The following is a 22,784-nucleotide window of genomic DNA, read 5'->3' on the forward strand; positions in this document are numbered from 1 at the left end:
TTTAATTTATTTTGGAGTTGATGCCATATAAAAAGTTATGGTACCGCCATTTTTAATTGCGTTGTAATTTAATAAGTAGTTGTTTATACTTTTTCCATTTACTTCTATTTTTTTTACAAATACATTTTTACTACTTTGATTAACTGTATTTATAAAAATTGTTTTACCATTTTCTAAATTAATTTGTGCGTTTTTTATCATTGGACTTCCAATTGCGTAATCATTTGAAGCAGGCGTTACAGGATAAAACCCTAATGCACTAAAAACATACCAAGCGCTCATTTGCCCCGCATCATCATTTCCACACAAACCATCTTCACCATTACTATACATAGTATTCATAATCATTCTAACGCGTTCTTGAGTTTTATACGGATGATTTGTCCAATTATATAAATACGGAATATGATGTCCTGGTTCATTACCATGAACATAATTTCCTATAATTCCATCGCGTGTAATATCTTCGTTTTTTTCTATGTATTTATCTTCTATTTCTGTGTTAAAAATATAATCTAAATGATTTGAGAATTTATCTTTTCCGCCCATCATTGCAATCATATTATCTATTTCATGAGGAACATAAAGTCCATAATTTAAAGCGTTTCCTTCAATAAAACCTTGTCCGTGTGTATCAATTGGATCAAAATCTTTTCGCCAAGTTCCATCGCTTAATTTTGGTCGCATATATCCAATACCTTTATCATATACATTTTTATAATTTTTAGAACGATTTAAAAATGTATTAAAAACTGTTTCATTTTTAGCTTTTTTTGCAATTTGTGCTATACACCAATCATCAAAAGCATATTCTAAAGTTTTAGAAACGGAAGAAGAACTTTTATCTTCAGGAACAAAACCCAGATTTATATAGTCACCAATTCCATCAAAATAGCTAACATTTGCTGTGTTTTCACAAGCTTTTAATGCTTGGTTTAAATCTACATTTGTAGTTTCTTTTGCAATAGCATCTGCAATTACAGTTACAGAATGGTAGCCAACCATACACCAGTTTTCATTGGCATAATGACTCCAAATAGGTAACATTTTATGTACGCTTTGGTTGTGATGTGCAACCATAGATTTTACCATGTCGTTATTTCTTGCTGGTTGAATGATATTAAACAATGGATGTAATGCTCTGTAAGTATCCCAAAGTGAAAAAATAGTGTAATTGGTAAAGCCTTCTGATTGATGAATATTTTGATCTAAACCTCTGTAAGCGCCATCAACATCTTCATAAATAATAGGACTTAACATAGTGTGATATAATGCTGTGTAAAATGTTTCTTTTTCAGCTTTAGTTTCAGTTTCTACAACAATTTTATTTAATTCGTCGTTCCATTTTTGTTGGGTTTCAAGTTTTGTTTTATTAAAATCCCAATGTGGAATTTCAGCATCCAAGTTTTTTAAAGCTCCAGCAGCACTTGTGTTTGAAAGTGCAAATTTTATTTTTATTTGTTCATTTTCTACAGTATCAAAATTAAAATAAGCTCTTATATTTTTTCCAGCCATTTCTGGAAAGTTTTCTTCTTCATTAAAGCGTCTGTAAAAGCCGTTGTATTGTACATTGTCGTATTTTTTGTGTCCATAGCTTTTAAAAGGTTTTGAAAACTGCATAGCAAAAAACACTTTTTTTGTTCGCGCCCAACCATTTGTTTGTCTGTAACCAGTTATTAATGAGTCGTTTTCAACTCGAACAAACGTCCAAACATTTTTATCTTCATAATTATAAATGTTTGAAATTAAATCTAAAATTATATGAGAATCTTCTGATTTTGGAAATGTGTATTGGTGAAAACCAACTCTATCTGAAGCCGTTAATTCTGCTAAAATATTGTAATCATCTAGTTCAACTTTATAAAAACCAGGTTCGGCAAATTCATTTTTGTGTAAAAACTGCGAATGATAACCACTTTGTGGAATATTAGCATTACCAGGTTCTAAATTCAATTTTCCAGTTGTTGGCATTATTAAAAAATCGCCTAAATCTGAATGTCCTGTTCCGCTAAAATGTGTATGACTAAATCCAAAAATTGTAGAATCATCATATTGATAACCAGCACAATATTTGTAAGTGTCAGGATTGTATTTTCCATCAATAAACATAGGTTGTTGATTGGTTTCTGGACTTAATTGAACCATTCCAAATGGAGTTGTTGCGCCAGGAAAAGTGTGTCCCATATTTTTAGTTCCAATAAACGGATTTACAAACTGAATAAGGTTTTTATGTTTTATGGAGTCTTTTAAAGTCATAAAATTTTTAGTGTTGTTTGCGTACACGCAAGTTATAAACAATGTTATGTAAATGTTTACTAAGTTTTTCATATTATTCAATTATAAGTTGATATTTTTCTAATAAACCAGCCAAACCATCTCTAGAAAATTTGGCATTTTTTACATTATTATTTTCTGGGTTAATAGAGTAGTGGCGAGAAGTAGTGAAATCTACTTTCATAAGATTAGATTTTTCGAAAACGGCTAATTTTAAATCACAGTTATCAAAAATAGAGTTTGTTAAATCAGTTTCAACAAAATCGGTTTCATTTAAATGGCAGTTTTTAAAAGAGGTGTTTTTTAATTTTAACTTATAAAACGAAGCTAAATTTAATTGACATTCTGTAAACTTTAACTCAAGTAAAAAGGGATCACACTCGCTAAAATTCAATCCAACTAATTTGCAATTTTCAAAATGTACATTTTTAAATGCTGTATTTTTAATTTTAGATAAGCTTAAGTTACAGTTAATAAGATGACATTCAATAAACTGATTATTAGATAAATGAATTCCTGAAAAATTACAATTTAAAAAAGTGCAATTATCATAATCTGCTGTTTCAAAAGGTGTATTGGTATAATTTTTACCTTTAAATTCTTTGCTTTCAATGTATGGTTGATTCATATAGTAAATTTAAACATTTTAATTTTCGACAATCTATTTTGTATATTTTTTTTTACAAAATATTAAATGAATGAATATTTATTCATAAATTTGCAAATCAAAAAATATAAAATGGCACGTAAAATTGATGAAGATAAAATTCTTCGAATTAAAGAAGCTACCAAGCAAGTAATCGTAGAAAAAGGTATTGAAGCAACTACCATAGCTATGATTGCAAAAAAAGCGAATGTAAGTGGAGGCTACCTATATAGAACATACGCTGGAAAACAAGATTTGATAAATGAATTGTATTTTGATAAAGTAAACTCATTATTTAAAGAATTAGAATTTTTGTTAGCACTTAATCAAACAAGTGTAAAACCACTGATTGAGTCGTTTATACAAAACAGGGTAATTTATTTTTTAAATGAGCCAATTGCTTCTAAATTTTTTTATCAATTATTGCATAATGATAATTTTTTAACAACAGATGAAATTAAAACCGCTAATTTAAAATTAATGGAACGCATTAAAAAAATAGGAATTGAAGCAGGTGAAATTTCATCAACAATTACAACATATCAATTGCATTATCACATTTTAGTTTATCCGGTAGATTATATAAATTTTACACGTAAAAATATATTTGGTGAGCACGAAGTAACTATTAATGATGTGAAAAGTATTACAGAAAATATTTTAAAAATTTTAAAATAAATGAAAACAATTATAAATTTTAGTTCAATAAAATTAAGTAACAAACCTATAAAATTATTACTGTTGTTAGGTTTTATTACAACAGTAACAAATGCTCAAGACTTAACTTTAAAAGAAGCATATAATTTAATGTTATCTAACAATGGCGAAGCCAAAGCTTCCAGTTTTGAATTAAAAGCTATGGAGGAAGAACATAAAGCAACGAAAGGACTTAGATTACCTACAGTAGGTGTATCAGGGACTTATTTACATTTAGATGAAGATATTGCAGTTGATTTAAATACACAAAGAAATATGGTGGGAGGTTTATTAAGCATTCCCAATCCAGCAACAGTTTTAGGAGATTGGAATTTTACCTTACAGGAAAAAAACTTGGGGTTTGCAACTGCTGATTTTTCTATGCCAATTTTTGCTGGAGGAAAAATTAATGCAGCCAGCAAAGCTTCAGAAATAAAATTAGAGTTAACAGAAACAAAACATCAAATTAAAGAAAATGAGTTAACCATCAATTTAATCAACTACTTTTTTAAACTAAAATTAGCAAAAGAAGCCGTTCAACTTAGGCAAGAAGTATACAATGTTATTTTATTACATAACATCCAGGCAACTAAGTTTTTTGAAAATGGATTAATTCCAGAAGTAGAAACATTAAATGCAAAAGTGGCATTATCTAATGCTAAAAGAGAATTACTAGCCGCAAAAAAAGATGAAGCATTAGCAATTACAGCTGTACAAAATTTAATTGGTTTAAATTCTATTGAAGGAATAGCAACCACATTTAAAGAACCAACAATTGTAAAACCATTAAAAGAATTTCAAGATGATATGTTAACTGAAAATAACCAGTTAAAAACTATTGAAAAAAATCATGAATTAGCAGAAGTTGGTGTAAAAGTTGAAAACAGTGATTATTTTCCGAAAGTTGGTGTTATGGGAAAGTACATACTTTGGAAAGATAATTTGCCACTAGTTGATACCAAATGGTTTGTTGGAGTAGGTGTTGAGTGGGAATTATTTAACGGTTTTCAAAGAGAACATAAAATTAAAGCATCAAAATATAAAATTGAACAAGTTGAAGAATTTGATAAGCAAGCAAGATTAAATTTAACAACTTATACAGAAAAATTGTACAATACAATGCAAAAAGAATTAGAACAATATGAAAGTTTAAATGCCGATGAAGCTTTGGCTAAAAAATTAAAATTTATGCGTACACGTGCTTTTGAAGAAGGCACAGGGACTTCTTTAGAAGTGGTTGACGCTACTTTAAAACTATCAGAAATACAATTACATAAAATAAAAGCCTTGTTTGAGTATAATGTAGCTTATGGTGAGTTAATGGTACTTACAGGTAAAACAGCATCTTTCTTAAATCAAAATTAAAATTAAAATGAGAAATCCAAAATTTATAAAATCATTAATTAGCATTGTAATTATTGCCATCTTAGTATTATCGGGTGTTTGGTTTATTTCTAAACCAAAAGCACTTGTTTTACAAGGTAGAATTGAAGCTAAAGAAATTTATTTATCTGCTAAAATACCTACCAGAATTAATTCTTTTCAAGTAAAAGAAGGTGAAAGTGTTGTAAAAGGACAATTATTAGCAACGCTAACAAGTCCAGAAATTATGGCTAAAGAACAACAAGCTTTGGCTTTAAGAGAAGCAGCAAATGCTCAAAAAAATAAAGCAACTAACGGTGCGCGTGTAGAAGAAATAAGAGCTGCAAAAAGTGTGTATGAAAAAGCAACTGCAGCTGCCAATGTTATGAAAAAAACCTTTGCACGTATGGAAAACTTATTTAAAGATGGCGTTATATCTGAACAACAGCGTGATGAAGTTTTTGCTAAAAAAGAAGTAGCTATTAAAGATCAAGAGGCTGCGTTAAGTATGTATCAAATGGCAATGAAAGGAGCTAGAAACGAAGATATTGATGCTGCAACAGCCTTAGTGAAACAAGCAGATGGAGCTTTGTCTGAGTTGGAAGGTTATAAAAATGAACGAAATATTGTTTCGCCAATAGATGCTGAAGTTCTTAATTTTTTACCTGAAGAAGGTGAATTAATTGGAGCCGGTTATCCTGTTGTTCATTTGGTAGATTTAGCAAATAGTTATGCGGTTTTAAATATTAAAGAAACAAGTTTATCTAACTTTAAAAAAGATGCAATTTTTGAAGCAACCATTCCTGCTTTAGATAACAAAAAAGTAAAATTTAGAATTTATTATATAGCTGCTTTAGCTGATTACGCAACTTGGAACGCTACTAAAGCAACTGGAGATTTTGATGTAAGAACTTTTGAAATTAAAGCTGTTCCTGTTTCAAAAGAAGTAGATTTAAGACCAGGAATGAGTATTTTAATTGATTATTCTCAATTTGATGAGTAAACTAAAACCATCTTTACGAATTGCAAAACGAGAAGTGGCATTGTTATTTAATAGTAGCTCTACTTTTGTTTTTGCAATTGTACTTCCGTTTGTTTCAATATTGTTTTTTAATACGCTGTTAAGTGAAGGTGTAGCGCGGAATTTACCTATTGCCGTAGTAGATTTAGATCATACTGCAATTTCAAGAAATGTAATTGCACAATTAGATGCAGCACCGGAAATTGAAGTAAATTACTTTCCTTTAAATCAACAAAAAGGTGAAGAATTGGTGCGGTTGGGAAAAGTGTATGGTGTAATAACAATTCCTCAAAATTTTGAAGCAGATTTAAAAAGTGGTAAACAAGTACATATTATCAATCAATATAACAGTAATTTATTGTTGCCAGGAGGATTAGAATATAAAGCGTTTAGAAAAGTTATTGGAACTATTTCAGCAGGTATTAATATTGAAAAACAACGTAAACAAGGAGTGTCAATACAACAAGCAAAGGTTAATTATCAACCAATTGTTTCAAACAATCATGTATTGTCAAATCCGTATACAAATTATTCGTACTACTTAAATACAGGTTTTTTGGCAATGTTTTTCCAAATATTTGTAATGTTAACAACCATTTATTGTTTTGGAGCAGATTTAAAGTATAGTAAAGGAAATAAATTATTAAATATTACGGAAGGAAATTTATCAGCCATAATTATAGGAAAAGTATTGCCTTATACTGTTTGGTTTTTATTAGTTGGTATTATGACGCTTTTCAGTATGTATGTTTGGCAAGATTTTCCATTTTTTGGAAATAAATTAGCTGTTTTAGTTGGATTGTTGTTATTAATTATTGCAAATCAATCATACGCATTATTTTTTATTGCTGTAAGTAGCAGTTTTAGAGAAGCTTTAACTATAGGATCAGGTTTTGCAGCTGTTAGTTTGTCATTTTCAGGAATAACCTTTCCAATTTTTGGAATGCCAAAAGTATTGCAATGGTTGAGTCAAATTTTTCCGTTTACACATTTTTTTGAATTATTATTAGATCAATCTCAACGAGGATTTCCAGTATTTTATTCATTAAAACCGCTTATTATTTTAGTGGTTTTGTGTATTGTGCCAGTTTCATTAGGTTGGTTTAAATTAAAAAGATTGTTTTCAAAAGGAGTATTTAATCATAATATTTAAAAATGAAAAATTTATTCAAATTATATTATAAAGCAAAAATCTCTTTCTGGAATACATTTTCAACGGAGTGGAAGTCTATTAAATCTGATAAAGCAGTTATAAGCACATTTCTTTCTGTAACTATTATTATTTTAGTTGTTTACACGTATATATATTCAAATCAAGTAGTTAAAGAAGTTCCGGTAGCAATTGTTAATCAGGATGCTACAAAAATGAGTAGAGATTATATTGCTATGTTAGATGCTACTGAAGGTACAAAAGCAATTTCAACCTATACAGATTTACAAGAAGCTAAAAGAGCCTATTATTCAAAAAATGTTCAGGGAATTGTAATTATTCCAAAAGATTTTGAAAAAAATATAAGAAGTGGTAAACAAGTTGTAATTACAACTTTTTCGGATGCTTCTAATATGGTTTTTTATAAACGAATTTTAGGAGATGTAACAACCATTAATGGGTATTTTAGTGCAGGTATTTTTATAAAAAAGGAAATGGCAAAAGGTGTTTCTGTTGCTAAAGCTCAGGAAAATTATACGCCTATTCAAGCTATTTCTACAAGTTTATTTAATACTACAGCCGGTTATGCAACATATATAATTCCTGTTTTAACAGCCTTAATTGTTCAGTTAGTATTGTTAATGGGAATTGGTATTTTAAGCGGATCACGCAGAGAAACAGTAACTACACATACCAATTTTCCGAGGTTATTGCATAAAGGAGGAACAATTCCTGTGTTGTTAGCCAAAGCTTGTTTGTACACTGCAATTTTTATGGTAATTATTCCTATTCAAGTTGGTATTGTGTATGCTTTATTTGGAATACCAGTGCGGTCTTCTTTACTTTTAATGTATATATTTATAATTCCGTATGTATTTTCAGTGGTATTTTTAGGAATTACTATTAGTGCATTGTTTAAAAGAAGGGAAGATTCCATTGTTTTTTTAGTATTGCTTTCTATTCCATCTTTAATGTTAAGTGGTTTGTCTTTTCCTATAGAAAGCTTTTCAGAATTTTATCAACTAATTTCAAAAATAATTCCTTCAACACCAGGAATTAATGGATTTGTGAGATTAACACAAATGGAAGCATCTTTTTTAGAAATAATTAATGAATGGAATCATTTATGGATTTTAACAGCTATTTATTTTGTTTTTGCTGCTATTTCATTAAAAATTAGAGCTTTAAAAGAATTTAATCACTTAAATTTAATTGCAAAAAAAGAGATTGTTTAATATTAAACAATCTCTTTTAATATGAATTTAAACCATTTTAAAATCTAAAAGTAGTTCACCTTCAATAGAAGCTTGTAAATGATCACCTTTCAATATTTTACCAGTTCCGTGTGCTGGTGTTCCAGTAAAAATTAAATCACCTGGTTCTAATGTCATAAATTTAGAAACAAAAGCAATTATCTCGCTAAAATTATAAATCATTAAGCTTGTATTTCCTTTTTGCATTTCTTTTCCATTAATTTTTAATCCAAAATTAATGTTTGTTATATCTTTAAAATTTGAAATATTTTTAAATGAAGAAATAGGAGCCGCACCATCAAAACCTTTTCCTAAATCCCAAGGTCCTTTTCCTTCTCTAGATGCATCAAAAATATCTTTTGCAGTGTAATCTATTCCAATACCAATCTCCGAAATATAGCTTACAGCATCACTTTCACTTATTTTTTTACCCTTTTTCCCAATTTTTATTACTAATTCAGCTTCGTAAATTAAATTGCTTGTAAAATCTGGATATTCAACATTTTTATTATTAGTAACAAGGCTAGATTCTGGCTTTGAAAAAATAATTTGTTGCCCATTTTTATTTGAAAAAATTTCAGTTACATCGTTTACATAATTCTTCCCAATTGCAAGTATTTTCATTTTAAATGTATGATTTTAATTATTGAATTTAACACCTAGTAAAATTAATTAAAATTGAAATACAAAGCATTATTGCTAATTGTTTTTTGGAAACCTTTTAAAGCTGTCATTTTTTCTTCTTGCAGTTTTTTTTCTAGCATTTTTTGAAGGTTTATGTGCTGTATGTACAGGTTTTTCTGTTGGATTAGTAGCGCCATCTTCTTTAAAAGGATGATCAACAACTTCAATAGTTTGGTTTATTAATTTTTGAATATCTCTTAAAAAAGGACGTTCATCAGTTGCGCAAAACGATAAGGCAATACCGCTTGCTTTAGCTCTTCCAGTTCTTCCAATTCTATGTACGTAAGTTTCAGGAATATTTGGTAAATCGTAATTTACAACCAACGCTAAATCGTCAACATCTATTCCTCTTGCTGCAATATCAGTTGCAACTAAAACAAATGTATCACTATTTTTAAAGTTCCCTAACGCTCTTTGTCTAGCTCCTTGCGATTTATTTCCGTGAATTGCCTCTGCTTTTATGGATGATTTTGCTAAAAACTTTACAATTTTATCGGCCCCATGCTTCGTTCTTGAAAATACTAATGTAGATTGAGGTTCATTACTTTCTAATAAGTGTAATAATAGTTTTGTTTTATTTGCTTTTTCAACAAAAAACACTGCTTGTTCAACTTTTTCAGCAGTAGCTTGTTCTGGTTTTATAGTAATTCTTTTAGGATTTCCAACAATTTCTTTTGATAAATCAATAATTTCAGGCGGCATTGTTGCCGAGAAAAAAAGTGATTGTCTATCAACAGGTAATTTTTTTACAATTTTTTTTATATCGTGAATAAAACCCATATCTAACATGTGATCGGCTTCATCCAATACAAAATATTCTATATCTTTTAATGAAATAAAACCTTGCCCCATTAAATCTAACAATCTTCCAGGTGTTGCTATTAAAATATCAACGCCTCGTTTTAATTCTTGGGTTTGAGCACCTTGTTTTACGCCACCAAATATTACACTATTTTTTAGTCCAGTAAATTTACCGTACTCTGTAAAATTTTCTGAAATTTGAATGGCTAATTCTCTAGTTGGCGTAAGTACTAAGGCTTTTATTTTTCTGTATTTATTGTGTTGTTGTTTATTTAAAAAAACTTGTTGTAAAATTGGTAATGCAAAAGCTGCGGTTTTTCCTGTTCCTGTTTGAGCACAGCCTAATAAATCGTGTTTATTTAATAAAATTGGAATTGCTTGTTCTTGAATTGGGGTTGGATGTGTATATCCTTTTAATTTTATGGCCTTTTGTAAAGGCTCTATTAATTCTAAATCTTGAAATGTCATGTATTATTTTTAATTGGGCGCAAAGGTAGGTTAATTGTTTTAATATTCGCAATTAATCATAAGTTGTTAATAATCAATACGTTTAATGATTTTTTTAAATCTTATAAATTTTTAATTGCTGCTTCTGCACAACGTTCGCCATCCATTGCTGCAGAAATAATTCCACCAGCATATCCGCCACCTTCACCGCAAGGGTATAATCCTTCAATTTCTGGATGTTCTAATTGTTCCGTTCTCGGAATTTTAACAGGAGAAGATGTTCGTGATTCAACACCTATGATATTGGCTTCATTGGTATAAAAACCGTGCATCTTTTGTCCAAATGCTTTAAAACCAGTTCTTAATCTATTGCCAATTAAATTTGGTAATAAGGTATGAAGTGGTGCTGAATTTAAACCTGGTTGATAGGAGGTAGGGTTTAAGTTTTTTGATAATCTGCCTTCCACAAAATCTGCTAATCGCTGTCCTGGAGCAGTTTGTGTTTTTCCACCAGCTTCAAAAGCCATTTTTTCTATATTTTTTTGAAATTCTAAGCCTTTTAATACGCCAAATTTTTCGTAGTTAGCAATATCTTTATCAACATTAATTTCAACCACCATTCCTGAATTTGCAAATAAATTATTTCTTTTTGATGGCGACATACCATTTACAACCACTTCACCATTAGCTGTTGCTGCAGGAACAATAAATCCACCTGGACACATACAAAATGAATACACGCCACGGTCATTAACTTGTTGCACTAAACTATATGAAGCTGCTGGTAAAAGTTCGTCTCTTTTACCTTTGCAATGGTATTGAATAGAGTCTATAATTTCTTGTGGATGTTCCACACGAACGCCCATTGCAAAAGATTTTGCTACTAAAGAAATTGCTTTTTTATGCAATAAATAATAAATATCTCGTGCAGAATGGCCTGTTGCTAAAATAACCGCATTTACATGAAATTCTTTATCATTTAAAAGTTTTAATCCAACTAATTTATTTTGTTTGATGATAAAATCAGTAACTCTGCTTTCAAAATGAATTTCACCACCATATTTTAAAATGGTTTCTCGAATATTTTTAACAACTTTTGGTAATTTATTAGTGCCAATATGAGGATGCGCATCCACCAAAATTTGATCTGTTGCTCCGTGATACACAAGGTTTTCAAATATTTTACGAACATCGCCACGTTTTAAACTTCGGGTGTATAATTTTCCATCAGAATACGTTCCGGCACCACCTTCGCCAAAGCAATAATTGGAATCTTCATCTACAATATGAAATTGATTTATGGCACGTAAATCTCTTCTTCTGTCCCGTACATTTTTACCACGTTCTAAAACAATTGGTTTAAAACCTAATTCAATACAACGCAATGCGGCGTACATTCCTGCTGGACCAAAACCAATAATATGAACTTCCTTGGATTTGGAAACATCTTTATAATCAAAAATATATTCAGGTGTCTCGGAAGGTTTTTCTTGAATGTACACAGCTACTTTGTAATTGAAAAATATTAGTGATTTACGTGCATCAATTGATTTACGCAATACTTTAACGGCTGTTATTTCGTTTTTAGAAATACCTAATTGTTGGGCACATTTAAAAACTAAAATTCCCTCTAATTTTTCTTCTTTAATAGAAACTCTAAGCTGAATGTTTTGAATCATAGCTGCAAAATTACTTATTTTTTTGATGAAATTGGTATAGAAGTATAAATGGCAAAAGGAAAACTTTTAGCGAGCTAAAACCATTTTTTCTTTTTGAAGTAAAAAAGCATCAATACAAAAATTAAGATCATAATTCCCCAAACTGCAAAATAACCCCATTTAAAATGAAGTTCTGGGATATTTTCAAAATTCATTCCGTAAACTCCAGCAATAAATGTAAGTGGAATAAAAATAGATGAAATTACAGTTAATGTTTTCATTACCATATTCATACGGTGTCCTTGAACAGAGAAGAATAGGTTAACACTACTTTCTAATCGAGATAATATTGAGTCAGAAATATCTAATAAGGTTAAGCTTAAATCTTTTAACTCAAAATAGTATTTTATATGTTTTTTCTGAATTAAATGAAATTTTTCTCTTTCTACCTTAGTTACAATTTCTTTAATTGGAATGATTGTTTTTTTTATAAAATTTATTTGACGTTTGTATGCTTCAATAGTATTTAAAATTTCTGGTGAAGGGTCACTATTAATGTCAATTATTTCAAACTTTTCTACTTCACTATCAATTCTTTCAAGCGTTTTAAAATAATTATCTAATAAAGCTTCTAATAATAAATACAATAAATAATCAGCACCACGTTCTCTAACTATGCCTACTTTTTCTCGTATTCTATAACGAATATGCTCAAAATAATCGCCTTTTTTTTCTTGAAATGAAACTAAAAAATGGTTACCAATTATAAAACTTAATTGTTCTGATTCAATTTCATTAGTTTTAGATGGTAAAATGGATTTGGTTGAAAAAAACCAATAATCATCAAACTCTTGAAATTTTGGACGTTGGTTTACATCTAAAATATCTTGTATTACTAAATCGTGAATGTTTAGTGTTTTACACAGTGCTGTAATTTTTTCAACATCATGTATTCCGTGGGTATTTAACCAATGTTGGTAATTGCTATCAGAAAACTCTTTTAAATCATTTTCAGAAAAAATTATTTCTTCTAAATATTCATCTTTATTATATTTAAATAATTGAACACTTAAATTATCGGAATGTTTCACTCCTGTAAAAACAGGAGTTGAAGGATTCAAATTTTTTCTATTTAAAAACTTTCTTTTAGCCATTAATTAATTTATCTCATTTTTAAACTATATAAATCAGTTCTTCTGTCATGTAAATTACGAACACTTCCTTGTTTATTTAATTCGCGTAATAAATCAATATCAACATCTGCAATTAAAATCATTTCAGAGTTAGGAGTTGCTTCCGCTTTAATTCCGTTTGTTGGAAATGCAAAATCACACGGTGTAAATACCATAGATTGTGCGTATTGAATATCCATATTATGCACTTTTGGCAAGTTTCCAACACTACCAGCAATGGCTACATAACACTCATTTTCAATAGCTCTAGCTTGTGCACAGTTTCTAACACGTGAATATCCATTTTGTGTATCGGTTAAGAAAGGTACAAATAAAATATCCATTCCTTCTTCCGCTAATAATCTTCCTAATTCAGGAAATTCCACATCATAACAAATTAAAATTCCAATTTTACCACAATCTGTATCAAATGTTTTTATTTCACTTCCGCCTTCCATGCCCCAAACTTTCGCTTCGTTAGGAGTAATATGAAGTTTTATGTAGCGTTCTATGGTTCCGTCTCTTTTACATAAATAACCAGCATTGTATAATTTACCATCAATAAATTCAGGCATACTTCCTGTTATAATATTGATATTGTATGAAATGGCAAATTTTGAAAATGTTTGCACAATGGGCTCGGTATGTTTTGCCAACTCTCTAATAGCTTCTGGCTCAGTTAAATGGTTATTTTCTGCCATTAAAGGCGCATTGAAAAATTCTGGAAACAATGCGAAATCGGATCTGTAACCAGAAACAGAATCTATAAAAAACTCGGCTTGTTGCAGCAGTTCTTCTAAATTTTTATAAGAACGCATTTGCCATTGGATGAGCCCAAGACGAATAATTTTCTTTTGAGTTGTTGCCTCGGTAGATTCTTCTTCATAATAAATATTATCCCATTCTAATAGAACAGCATAATCATTTGATGCTTCATCACCTTCTAAATAACTTTTTAATATACGAGCAGGGTGGAAATCATTAGAAATTTGAAAATTGAACACTGGATCGTGAATTTCTTTTTTTCTAACTTTATCAATATATTCTTTTGGTGATAATTTATCTGAATATTTATGGTAGTTTGGAATTCTTCCTCCAAATGCAACACCTTTTAAATTTAGTTTTTCACACAAGTCTTTTCTGTAATCATACAATCTTCTACCAAGTCTAAGACCTCTAAATTCTGGTTTTATAAATACATCTATGCCGTACAACATATCACCTTCATCAGTATGTGTATTAAATGTATAATCTCCAGTAATTTCTTGATATGTGTGATGTTTGCGAATTTTACTATAATCAACTATAATAGACAATGCACAGCCTGCAATTTGATTGTTAACCTTTATAACAACTTGGCCTTCAGGAAATCGGTTGATTAATGAATCAATTTGATGCTCTCTCCAATAGGAGTTGGGCATAGTTGTATAAGATTCTATCATAGCTTTTTTAAGCTCTTGATAATCGTCCTGAGTTAAAAATGTAAGTTCAATATTTTCAATTTTTTTCATTTGTAATGTGCAGTTTAAATATAAAAGGGTCTATTTTGTTATAATAATAATTTTTATTTAATTCTCATTAAAATTATATAAAATAATAATATATTCTTTATTTAATTTTTATTTTAAAATAGCTTCAATTTTATTTAAAGTTTCAGTATTAAATTCTAAATTGTCTAATGCTTTTAAGCTATCTAAAAGTTGTTCTGGCTTGCTTGCTCCAACTAAAACAGATGTAATTCTTTTATCTTTAAGTAGCCAAGTTATTGCCATTTGTGCCAACGTTTGATTTCTTGAAATAGCAATTTCATTTAGTTGTTTCACTTTATTAAGTACAGTTTCATTTAACTGTGATGTTTGCAAATAGCGACCATCTTTTACAGCTCTTGAATCTTCAGGAAAGCCATTTAAATATTTACTGGTTAAAATTCCTTGTTTTAAAGGAGAAAAGGCAATTGCACCAATACCTTCATTTTCTATTACATCTAGTAATCCATCTTCAACCCATCTATCCATCATATTATATCTTGGTTGGTGAATAAGGCAAGGTGTGCCTAGTTCTTTTAGTATTTTTGATGCTTTGACAGTTTCTTCTGCTGGGTAATTTGATAATCCAACATATAACGCTTTTCCTTGTCTAACAATTTGGTCTAACGCACCCATTGTCTCCTCTAAAGGTGTATCTGGATCTGGACGATGATGGTAAAAAATATCTACATACTCTAATCCCATTCTTTTTAAACTTTGGTCTAAACTTGAAATTAAATATTTGCGAGAACCTAGGTTTCCATATGGTCCAGGCCACATATCGTACCCTGCTTTTGATGAAATAATTAATTCATCTCTAAAAGGTTTAAAATCTCTGTTTAAAATTGTGCCAAATGTATTTTCTGCTGATCCGTATGGAGGACCGTAATTGTTAGCTAAATCAAAATGGGTAATACCGTTATCAAAAGCACATTTTAAAATATTTCTTGAATTTTCAAAATTATCTGTAAAACCAAAGTTATGCCAAAGACCTAATGAAATTGCAGGTAAAAGTAAGCCGCTTTTTCCTGTTCGGTTATATTTCATATGCTCATATCTGTTGGCACTTGGTTGGTATATTTTTTCACTAGGAACATTAAATTCACTCATAAGTATCGTTTTGTAGTTTTCTAAAAGTTCAAAATTAATTAAAATAAAGTTGAAAAAAGTTCAATTGACTCTACATTAATTTCATTTTCAAAATTATGTATTATTTTTTCTTCATTATTAACATAGGGTTTTAAAATTCTATGTATGTCACTATTGTCTTTTTTTGGTGTAATTATATTTAAATAATCTTTAGCAGTTAGTAATTTATGTTCATTTTTTGCAAAGCCAAAACCTTTATAAATACCGTTTAGTACTAAAATATAAGCAGTTTCATTTTTTACTCTACCAGATTCTTTAATCACAAAATTTTTATTTTTGAATTTAATGGAATTTACAGCTTCCATCACTCTTTTATTATATGAATGTATGTCTTCTTCATCTCTACAAACTCCTTTACATTGTTTAATTTGATAATGAAAACAGCTACTTACGTTGGATTGTAAGTGACAATATTTTGGGCAAAGCTCAAAAGTTTCACATAATTTTTCAAGAAAAAGTCGGCATTCAGTTTCAGTATAAAATTTTTGAATTGGATTTGAAATTAACTTTAATTTGTTAGATGCAAGGTGAATAATACCGTTTCTATCTTCATAATAAAATAAGCCAATGCTTTCATTGTTTCTTCTTTGTGCTCGGTTAAATTTTGGATATCTTTTTTTTATTTCAGATGATTCTAATAAAAGTGCCACAAGTTCGTTTCCAGTTTCTTCAAAAGTTATGTTTGAAGTTTCTAAACACATGGTAACTTCTTTTTTAGATTTATCGTAAAAATGGTTTAATACACGTTGCTTTATGTTGTTGGCTTTACCAATATAAATTATTTCATCCTTCGTATTTTTAAAATAATAAATACCTGTTGTAGTTGGCAATGCATCAAAAACTTTTTTAGAAAGCAATGGAGGTAAAGTTGCTTGTTTTGAGCGTGGATTTAAAAATGAACTGAAAACGGTTTTATCTTCATCTAAATCCAATAATTTTTTAAATAAAATTGTTGTGGCTTCTGCATCACCTTTTGCTCTGTGTCTGTCTTTTATTACAATATTTTGAGAGCTACACAAAGCGCCTAAACTGTATGATTTTAAACCTGGAAGCAACTTTCTTGATAAGCGAACTGTGCACAGTTTTTTGCGCTTAAAACTAAAACCTAAATCTTTAAATTCTTGTTGAATAATAGTATAATCGAAATTAACATTATGGGCAACAAAAATGGTGTCTTTAGTTATTTCTTCAATTTCTTTTGCAATTTCAAAAAATTTTGGAGCGTTGGCAACCATTTGGTTGTTAATACCTGTTAAGTTTGTGATAAAAGGAGGAATGCTACATTGTGGGTTTACCAAAGTTGTGAATTCACCAATTACTTTTTTACCGTTGTGTATAAAAATTGAAATTTCTGTAATTTTTGAACTATGTCCTGTTGTTTCTATATCAACTATTGCATACATTATTTTAAAGATTTTTCAAGTGCTTTTAGTTCAACGCCTAATTGATTTAACATAGTTGCAATACTGCTTATTTTTAGTTCGTGTTCGTCATATTCTTGAGTGTTAATACTACAAGTAAACTCCCATAGTTCAAGAACTTCATTAACAGGCACATAATACGGATCATATTTTGTATTGTCAGATACTAAAAGCAACATATTATGTTCTTCAATTTTATCGTATACTCGTTTATATACAATTCCATCATTTAATGTAAGAACAATGTAGGTTTTTCCATTTTTTAATTGGCTAATGTTTTCAATAAATTTTGCAACAATGTACGAACCGCTTTTTACGGGTAGCATAGAGTCGCCTTTTATTGGAAATGCTCTGTGTGTTCCTGTTGGTAAAAAAGGTAATTTTATTTTGGATAAATGTTCTATATATTCCGGATCGGAATATCCTTGTAAATAACCAGCAGATGCTTCTATAGGAACAATTTCAATCAGTTCTTCATCTTGCTCATTTATGGTGATAGGAAATAAAAGTCGGTCATTTCCTATTTTTAATAATGATACGTCTTTAATTTTTGTTAAATCGTTTTTTATTAGCATATCAATACTAATTCCAAAATAGTTTGAAATTGCTACTAAAAACTCAATAGGAGGAATGGCTCTGTTTTCTTCATAAGAACTTATTCTTGAGCGAGAAACGTTTAAAATTTGAGCAAATTGCTCTTGCGTTAGTTCTTTTAAATTGCGTAAATGCTTAATGTTATTTGATAAATAATTCATATTGCTAAATATAGGTGCTTACTTTGCTAAAATAATGAGCAATATAAAATTATTTTATGAATTATAAAATTATTTTGAATTAAAATAACTTCAAAAAAAAATCCTTGTTTTTAAAAACAAGGACATTAAAAATTATTCGTATTTAGGTTTTTTATCTCTTTTTGCTGCTTTTTTTTCTTTAGCAGTTTTAAGAGGTTCTTTTTTTACGTTTTTTTTTGCATCTTGACTTTTTGCCATTGTAAAAAATTTTAATTGGTTTAAACTTGTATAGTAAATTTAGCTATAAATTTTTAATATAAAAAAATTAATTATGAATATTAGATGTTTTTAAAAAATTGAAAATTAGATATTTAATGTTTTATAATTCTGTTGTTGGTATTTGTATCCAAACTTTGGTACCTACATTTACCTCACTTTCAATTCCAATAAAACCATTATTTTTTTCAATATATTCTTTCGCTAATTTTAAGCCTAAGCCTGTTCCAGACTCATTGTTTGTTCCTTTTGTATTTGAATTAAAGTTTAAATCAAAAATAGTTTTTAAGTTTTCTTTTGATATTCCTACACCTGAATCTTCAAAAGAAATTTCAATATAATTTTCAGTGTTAATATTTGAAGTTATTATAATTTTTCCATTGTTAGGTGTAAATTTTATGGCATTTGAAATTAAATTTCTAACAACTGTCATAATCATATTATAATCACAATATACAGTTGCTTCTTCCTGAATATGAACCTCTAATGATAAATTTTTAATTGAAATGCTATTTTTCATCAATAAAATTACCGGATTAAAAATATTTTTTAATTGAACGTATTCTGGATGCACTTTAATTGTTCCTGATTCTGCACGTGACCATTGCAATAAATTTTCTAATAAATGAAAGGTTTGTTTAGAACTGTTGTGTAATTTTACTAAAAACTCTTCTATTTTTGATGCTGGCATTTCTTTATGTCTATTTATAAGCAATTCTATCATTTGCGTATAAGTACCTAAAGGTCCTTTTAAATCGTGCGCTATAATTGCAAAAAAATTTGTTTTATTTTTATTTGATTGTATTAAAGTTTCGTTTTTAATTTTAATTTCTTTTTCTTCAACTTCTTTTAAAATCAACAACAATATCATTGGGAAAGAAAAAGAACCTATTATTAATAGTAGGTAAGAAATAATTTGAACATTATTATTTATATTCAATATCACTGAAGATTCTTGGAAATAAGCCCAAAAGCTTCTGAAAACAAATGTTAAGCCAATTAAAAAGCAAAGAAAACTAACTAATTCTTGAATTTTAGTTTTATCCTTTTTAAAAATTAGCAGTAAACTTCCGGCAATATATAAAAATGCAATAATTATAGACATAACTACTATTCTAGTTCCTTCATGTAGATTTCCAGCAAATAAGAAAACAATTGATAATACAACAGGAATGGTTATAGAGCGTTTAAAATGGTTTATTGCAAATTTTTTGTTTGCATTTATAATAGAATAAAGATCTAAAAATATAGCAAAAATTAGAAAAGTATTTGGTAAAACTACTCCATAAAACCAAGGAATATTATCTCTTAAAGCTAATAAAATCCATAAAAATGCATATAGTATTTTTGAAATAATAAAAATATATAAAATTGGATTTTTTACGTTGTAAAAAATAACATAAACAGACAAGAAAAAAATTATTAAATATTTTCCAAGAGAAAAAATATAAAAAAGGGTGTGCACATCAATATTCATGATATAGGGGTTCTTTATAGCAATTAAGTAAATTTACTAATTAAAAATACTAATTAGTATTAAAATTCAATTTTTTTTAATTATTCACAGTAATATTTATTACACAGAATAATTAAAAGAAGTTGTATAGTAAAATAATAAAAAACTAAATTTGCTCTTTATCCAAAATAAATATCAAATGAGTATGAATAAATTATTTTTAAGTATTGTTTTTGCTTTTTGTTTCTTGCAATTATCAGCACAAAATGTAATGACTCCAGAAATTTTATTACAACTAAATAAAGTTTCAGGAAAAGGAATTTCAAAAGATGGAAACCATGTTATTTATTCCGTATCAAAATACAATAAAAGCCTAAACACAAGTAAAACTAACTATTATTCAATACCAATTTCAGGAGGAGAAGCAATGCTAATAGATAATTATAAAACATTGCTTTCAAATAAAAATGTTTCACCAAACGGAGCATATATCATTTCAACTTCAGAGGTGAAGCTTCAAAATATTGAGGGTTCAGATTTTTATAATGATGTGTCAAATTCAAATGTTCAAATTTATGATGCACTTAACTACAGGCATTGGGATACTTGGGAAGATGGAAAGTATAGTCATATTGGGTATCAATCTACTCAAAATAAAAATGACAATTGGATAGATATTATGCTTAATGAACCATTTGATTGCCCTACAAAACCATTTGGAGGCTCGGAAGATTACGTTTGGAACCCAAATAGTAAAAGTATTTTATATGTTGCAAAAAAGCTTACAGGAACTGAATATGCAACAAGTACAAATACAGATATTTACGAGTATGATTTAGCATCAAAAATAACCAAAAACTTAACTGAAGAAAACAAAGGGTATGATACGCAACCTGCTTTTTCTTCAAAAGGGCAATTGGCTTGGTTACAAATGAAAAGAGATGGTTATGAGGCTGATAAGAATGATATTATTATAAAAATTAATGATGAATCGGTTAATTTAACAGGCGCTTGGGATGAAACTGTTGATAGTTTTGTTTGGCAAGATAAAGGTGAAAAAATTTACTTTATTGCACCAACTTTTGGAACAATGCAATTATTTGAAATTGCAATTCCTACTTCAACAAAAAAAATAAGCAAACCAAAGCAACTTACTGAAGGACAGTTTGATGTAAGCGGAATTGTTGGGCAAGTTAATAATGCCATTGTTGTGAGCAGAAGAGATATGAATCATGCAATTGAGTTGTATTCTGTAGATTTAAAAACTGGTAAAATGAACCAGCTTACTCATGAAAATGAAGAAATTTACAATGGTTTGGATTTAAGTACTGTTGAAAAAAGAATGGTAAAAACTACCGATGGAAAAGATATGTTAACTTGGGTAATTTATCCACCAAATTTTGATTCCTCAAAAAAATATCCAACAATTTTATATTGTAAAGGTGGTCCGCAAGGGCCTTTAAGTCAATCGTACTCTTTTAGATGGAATTATCAATTAATGGCTGCAAATGGTTATATAATTGTTGCGCCAAGTAGAAGAGGAATGAGCGGTTTTGGTGTGGAATGGAATGAACAAATTAGTAAAGATTATGGTGGACAAAATATGCAAGATTATTTATCTGCCATTGATGATATTTCTAAAGAACCCTATGTAGATACCGATAGATTAGGAGCCGTTGGAGCAAGTTATGGAGGTTATTCGGTATTTTATTTGGCAGGTATACACGAAGGAAGATTTAAAAGTTTTATTGCGCACGACGGAATGTTTAATTTACGCAGTATGTACGGAACAACCGAAGAATTGTTTTTTGTAAATTGGGATTTAGGTGGTAATTATTGGGATGCATCAAATGTAGCAGCTCAACAATCTTTTGAGAAATTTAATCCGGTTAATTATGTGGATAAATGGACAACGCCAATTTTAATTATTCAAGGAGGAAAAGATTATAGAGTGCCAATTGGGCAAGGTTTAGAAGCTTTTCAGGCGGCACAGTTAAAAGGAATTAAAAGTAAATTATTGTATTTCCCAGAAGAAAATCACTGGGTTTTAAATCCTCAAAACAGTTTGGTTTGGCAACGCGAATTTTTTAAATGGTTACAGGAAACCTTATAAATTAGTATTTTCTTGAGATTTTTTAATAATTGCTCTCAATTTTTCTTTGTGCGCAATTTTTTCATCTCTTAATTTATTTTTTTTACGCTCCATTAACTTGGAGTGTAGTGCTTTGTTTTTTGTGTTTTTTGCACTTCCTTTTTTTGCCATAATAATATTTTGTAGAGGTGTAAAGATTAGTAATCCATTATCAATGCGAATCTAGTTGGTTTCGGCTTTTAAAACCGATTTTCTACCAATTGTTTTGGTAATAATATCTTTTTCAATATTCCAGCTTCTTGCAGGAGAATATTCGCGACCATAAAATATAATTTGTAAATGCAATTTATTCCATAATTCCTTGGGAAATAAACGCTTCGCATCTTTTTCAGTTTGAACCACATTTTTTCCGTTGCTTAAATTCCATCGGTACATTAAACGTTGAATGTGCGTATCAACAGGAAAAGCAGGAATGCCAAAAGCCTGACTCATTACTACACTCGCGGTTTTATGTCCAACTGCTGGTAATGCTTCTAAATCTTTAAAATTTTGAGGAACTTTTCCATGGTGTTTTTCAATTAAAATTTTGGATAATCCATAAATTCCTTTGGCTTTCATAGGTGATAAGCCAACTGGTTTTATAATTTCTCTAATTTCTTCAACAGAAAGTTTTATCATATCGTACGGATTATCTGCTTTTGCAAATAAAATGGGCGTTATTTTATTAACACCTTTATCGGTGCTTTGGGCAGACAATAAAACCGCAATTAATAAAGTGTACGGATCTTTATGATCTAAAGGAATAGGAACTTCAGGATATAATTTTTCAAGTGTATCAATAACAAATTGAACTTTTTCTTTTTTGGTCATTTTAATTTTTATGGTATAAGGTTGTAAATATACAAAGTTTCAAAAGGTTTTAAAATTAATATAAAAATGCAATTAGTTTTTTCCTTTAACACTTAG

General features: G+C 29.0%; 19 protein-coding genes. 6 read left to right on the forward strand and 13 right to left on the reverse strand.

The window, feature by feature from the left end:
- Nucleotides 1-6: 6 nt before the first annotated feature.
- Nucleotides 7-2,328, reverse strand: a complete 2,322-nt coding sequence (locus tag BM335_RS02120) for a GH92 family glycosyl hydrolase (RefSeq protein ID WP_394332761.1) — start codon at nt 2,326-2,328, stop codon at nt 7-9.
- A gap of 1 nt (nt 2,329) precedes the next feature.
- Nucleotides 2,330-2,902 (reverse strand): pentapeptide repeat-containing protein, encoded by a 573-nt coding sequence (locus BM335_RS02125; protein WP_090222611.1) that lies wholly within the window; start codon nt 2,900-2,902, stop codon nt 2,330-2,332.
- A gap of 111 nt (nt 2,903-3,013) precedes the next feature.
- On the opposite strand from BM335_RS02125, the gene BM335_RS02130 reads away from it, so the two are divergent.
- Genes BM335_RS02130 through BM335_RS02150 form a run of 5 tightly spaced genes read left to right on the forward strand, consistent with a single transcriptional unit; the run spans nt 3,014 to nt 8,384 of the window.
- Nucleotides 3,014-3,598 (forward strand): TetR/AcrR family transcriptional regulator, encoded by a 585-nt coding sequence (locus tag BM335_RS02130; protein ID WP_177219133.1) that lies wholly within the window; start codon nt 3,014-3,016, stop codon nt 3,596-3,598.
- Nucleotides 3,599-4,981, forward strand: a complete 1,383-nt coding sequence (locus tag BM335_RS02135; RefSeq protein ID WP_090222616.1) for a TolC family protein — start codon at nt 3,599-3,601, stop codon at nt 4,979-4,981. It abuts the gene before it with no gap.
- A 7-nt stretch (nt 4,982-4,988) separates the two neighbouring features.
- Entirely contained in the window at nt 4,989-5,981 is a 993-nt protein-coding gene (locus BM335_RS02140) for an HlyD family secretion protein (RefSeq protein WP_090222618.1), read from the forward strand.
- On the forward strand, nt 5,974-7,152 hold the full coding sequence (locus BM335_RS02145) for an ABC transporter permease (protein ID WP_090222619.1): 1,179 nt from the start codon (nt 5,974-5,976) through the stop codon (nt 7,150-7,152). Before BM335_RS02140 ends, BM335_RS02145 begins: the two co-directional genes overlap by 8 nt.
- Nucleotides 7,153-7,154: 2 nt before the next feature.
- Nucleotides 7,155-8,384 carry an ABC transporter permease gene (locus BM335_RS02150; protein WP_090222620.1) on the forward strand — a complete coding sequence of 410 codons (1,230 nt, stop codon included), beginning with the start codon at nt 7,155-7,157 and terminating at the stop codon, nt 8,382-8,384.
- Nucleotides 8,385-8,411: 27 nt separating this feature from the next.
- Here the strand turns inward: BM335_RS02150 and BM335_RS02155 are convergent, their stop codons facing one another.
- The 9 genes from BM335_RS02155 to BM335_RS02200 all read right to left on the reverse strand — a co-directional run bounded on the left by BM335_RS02155 (nt 8,412) and on the right by BM335_RS02200 (nt 19,681).
- Entirely contained in the window at nt 8,412-9,026 is a 615-nt protein-coding gene (locus BM335_RS02155; RefSeq protein WP_090222621.1) for a fumarylacetoacetate hydrolase family protein, read from the reverse strand.
- Nucleotides 9,027-9,101: 75 nt separating this feature from the next.
- Nucleotides 9,102-10,355, reverse strand: a complete 1,254-nt coding sequence (locus tag BM335_RS02160) for a DEAD/DEAH box helicase (protein ID WP_090222622.1) — start codon at nt 10,353-10,355, stop codon at nt 9,102-9,104.
- 101 nt (nt 10,356-10,456) lie between these two features.
- Nucleotides 10,457-12,013 (reverse strand): NAD(P)/FAD-dependent oxidoreductase, encoded by a 1,557-nt coding sequence (locus tag BM335_RS02165; RefSeq protein WP_090222623.1) that lies wholly within the window; start codon nt 12,011-12,013, stop codon nt 10,457-10,459.
- A 74-nt stretch (nt 12,014-12,087) separates the two neighbouring features.
- Nucleotides 12,088-13,146 (reverse strand): magnesium/cobalt transporter CorA, encoded by a 1,059-nt coding sequence (gene corA, locus BM335_RS02170; RefSeq protein WP_090222624.1) that lies wholly within the window; start codon nt 13,144-13,146, stop codon nt 12,088-12,090.
- An 8-nt stretch (nt 13,147-13,154) separates the two neighbouring features.
- The gene (locus BM335_RS02175) at nt 13,155-14,675 is read right to left on the reverse strand and encodes a bifunctional GNAT family N-acetyltransferase/carbon-nitrogen hydrolase family protein (protein WP_090222625.1); all 1,521 of its coding nucleotides are present in this window, start codon (nt 14,673-14,675) and stop codon (nt 13,155-13,157) included.
- A 108-nt stretch (nt 14,676-14,783) separates the two neighbouring features.
- Nucleotides 14,784-15,800 (reverse strand): L-glyceraldehyde 3-phosphate reductase, encoded by a 1,017-nt coding sequence (gene mgrA / locus BM335_RS02180; RefSeq protein ID WP_090222626.1) that lies wholly within the window; start codon nt 15,798-15,800, stop codon nt 14,784-14,786.
- Between the two features lie 38 nt (nt 15,801-15,838).
- Nucleotides 15,839-17,242: an exonuclease domain-containing protein gene (locus BM335_RS02185; RefSeq protein ID WP_177219134.1), complete on the reverse strand. Its 1,404-nt coding sequence runs from the start codon at nt 17,240-17,242 to the stop codon at nt 15,839-15,841.
- Entirely contained in the window at nt 17,242-18,015 is a 774-nt protein-coding gene (locus BM335_RS02190; RefSeq protein WP_090222628.1) for an XRE family transcriptional regulator, read from the reverse strand. The genes BM335_RS02185 and BM335_RS02190 overlap by 1 nt, the downstream gene beginning before the upstream one ends.
- 358 nt (nt 18,016-18,373) lie before the next feature.
- Complete coding sequence (locus tag BM335_RS02200) at nt 18,374-19,681, reverse strand: sensor histidine kinase (RefSeq protein ID WP_177219135.1); 1,308 nt, start codon at nt 19,679-19,681, stop codon at nt 18,374-18,376.
- 250 nt (nt 19,682-19,931) lie between these two features.
- On the opposite strand from BM335_RS02200, the gene BM335_RS02205 reads away from it, so the two are divergent.
- Entirely contained in the window at nt 19,932-21,839 is a 1,908-nt protein-coding gene (locus tag BM335_RS02205) for a S9 family peptidase (protein WP_090222633.1), read from the forward strand.
- On the opposite strand, the gene BM335_RS15640 is transcribed toward BM335_RS02205, so the two are convergent.
- Nucleotides 21,834-21,989 carry a hypothetical protein gene (locus BM335_RS15640; protein ID WP_177219136.1) on the reverse strand — a complete coding sequence of 52 codons (156 nt, stop codon included), beginning with the start codon at nt 21,987-21,989 and terminating at the stop codon, nt 21,834-21,836. The two genes, BM335_RS02205 and BM335_RS15640, sit on opposite strands and share 6 nt — an antisense overlap.
- 51 nt (nt 21,990-22,040) lie before the next feature.
- Nucleotides 22,041-22,688, reverse strand: a complete 648-nt coding sequence (gene nth, locus BM335_RS02210) for an endonuclease III (protein ID WP_090222636.1) — start codon at nt 22,686-22,688, stop codon at nt 22,041-22,043.
- Nucleotides 22,689-22,784 lie beyond the last annotated feature (96 nt).

Source organism: Lutibacter maritimus (genome assembly GCF_900116115.1).
GTDB classification, from domain to species: Bacteria; Bacteroidota; Bacteroidia; order Flavobacteriales; family Flavobacteriaceae; genus Lutibacter; species Lutibacter maritimus.

Bases quoted from the DNA above. Each gene is read 5' to 3' on its own strand.
- BM335_RS02130 (WP_177219133.1), top strand. From the start codon at position 3,014: ATGGCACGTAAAATTGATGAAGATAAAATTCTTCGAATTAAAGAAGCT.
- mgrA (WP_090222626.1), bottom strand. From the start codon at position 15,800: ATGAGTGAATTTAATGTTCCTAGTGAAAAAATATACCAACCAAGTGCC.
- BM335_RS02150 (WP_090222620.1), top strand. From the start codon at position 7,155: ATGAAAAATTTATTCAAATTATATTATAAAGCAAAAATCTCTTTCTGG.
- BM335_RS02190 (WP_090222628.1), bottom strand. From the start codon at position 18,015: ATGAATTATTTATCAAATAACATTAAGCATTTACGCAATTTAAAAGAA.
- BM335_RS02175 (WP_090222625.1), bottom strand. From the start codon at position 14,675: ATGAAAAAAATTGAAAATATTGAACTTACATTTTTAACTCAGGACGAT.
- BM335_RS02185 (WP_177219134.1), bottom strand. From the start codon at position 17,242: ATGTATGCAATAGTTGATATAGAAACAACAGGACATAGTTCAAAAATT.
- BM335_RS02160 (WP_090222622.1), bottom strand. From the start codon at position 10,355: ATGACATTTCAAGATTTAGAATTAATAGAGCCTTTACAAAAGGCCATA.
- BM335_RS02135 (WP_090222616.1), top strand. From the start codon at position 3,599: ATGAAAACAATTATAAATTTTAGTTCAATAAAATTAAGTAACAAACCT.
- BM335_RS02165 (WP_090222623.1), bottom strand. From the start codon at position 12,013: ATGATTCAAAACATTCAGCTTAGAGTTTCTATTAAAGAAGAAAAATTA.
- BM335_RS15640 (WP_177219136.1), bottom strand. From the start codon at position 21,989: ATGGCAAAAAAAGGAAGTGCAAAAAACACAAAAAACAAAGCACTACAC.
- corA (WP_090222624.1), bottom strand. From the start codon at position 13,146: ATGGCTAAAAGAAAGTTTTTAAATAGAAAAAATTTGAATCCTTCAACT.
- nth (WP_090222636.1), bottom strand. From the start codon at position 22,688: ATGACCAAAAAAGAAAAAGTTCAATTTGTTATTGATACACTTGAAAAA.
- BM335_RS02205 (WP_090222633.1), top strand. From the start codon at position 19,932: ATGAATAAATTATTTTTAAGTATTGTTTTTGCTTTTTGTTTCTTGCAA.
- BM335_RS02120 (WP_394332761.1), bottom strand. From the start codon at position 2,328: ATGAAAAACTTAGTAAACATTTACATAACATTGTTTATAACTTGCGTG.
- BM335_RS02125 (WP_090222611.1), bottom strand. From the start codon at position 2,902: ATGAATCAACCATACATTGAAAGCAAAGAATTTAAAGGTAAAAATTAT.
- BM335_RS02155 (WP_090222621.1), bottom strand. From the start codon at position 9,026: ATGAAAATACTTGCAATTGGGAAGAATTATGTAAACGATGTAACTGAA.
- BM335_RS02145 (WP_090222619.1), top strand. From the start codon at position 5,974: ATGAGTAAACTAAAACCATCTTTACGAATTGCAAAACGAGAAGTGGCA.
- BM335_RS02140 (WP_090222618.1), top strand. From the start codon at position 4,989: ATGAGAAATCCAAAATTTATAAAATCATTAATTAGCATTGTAATTATT.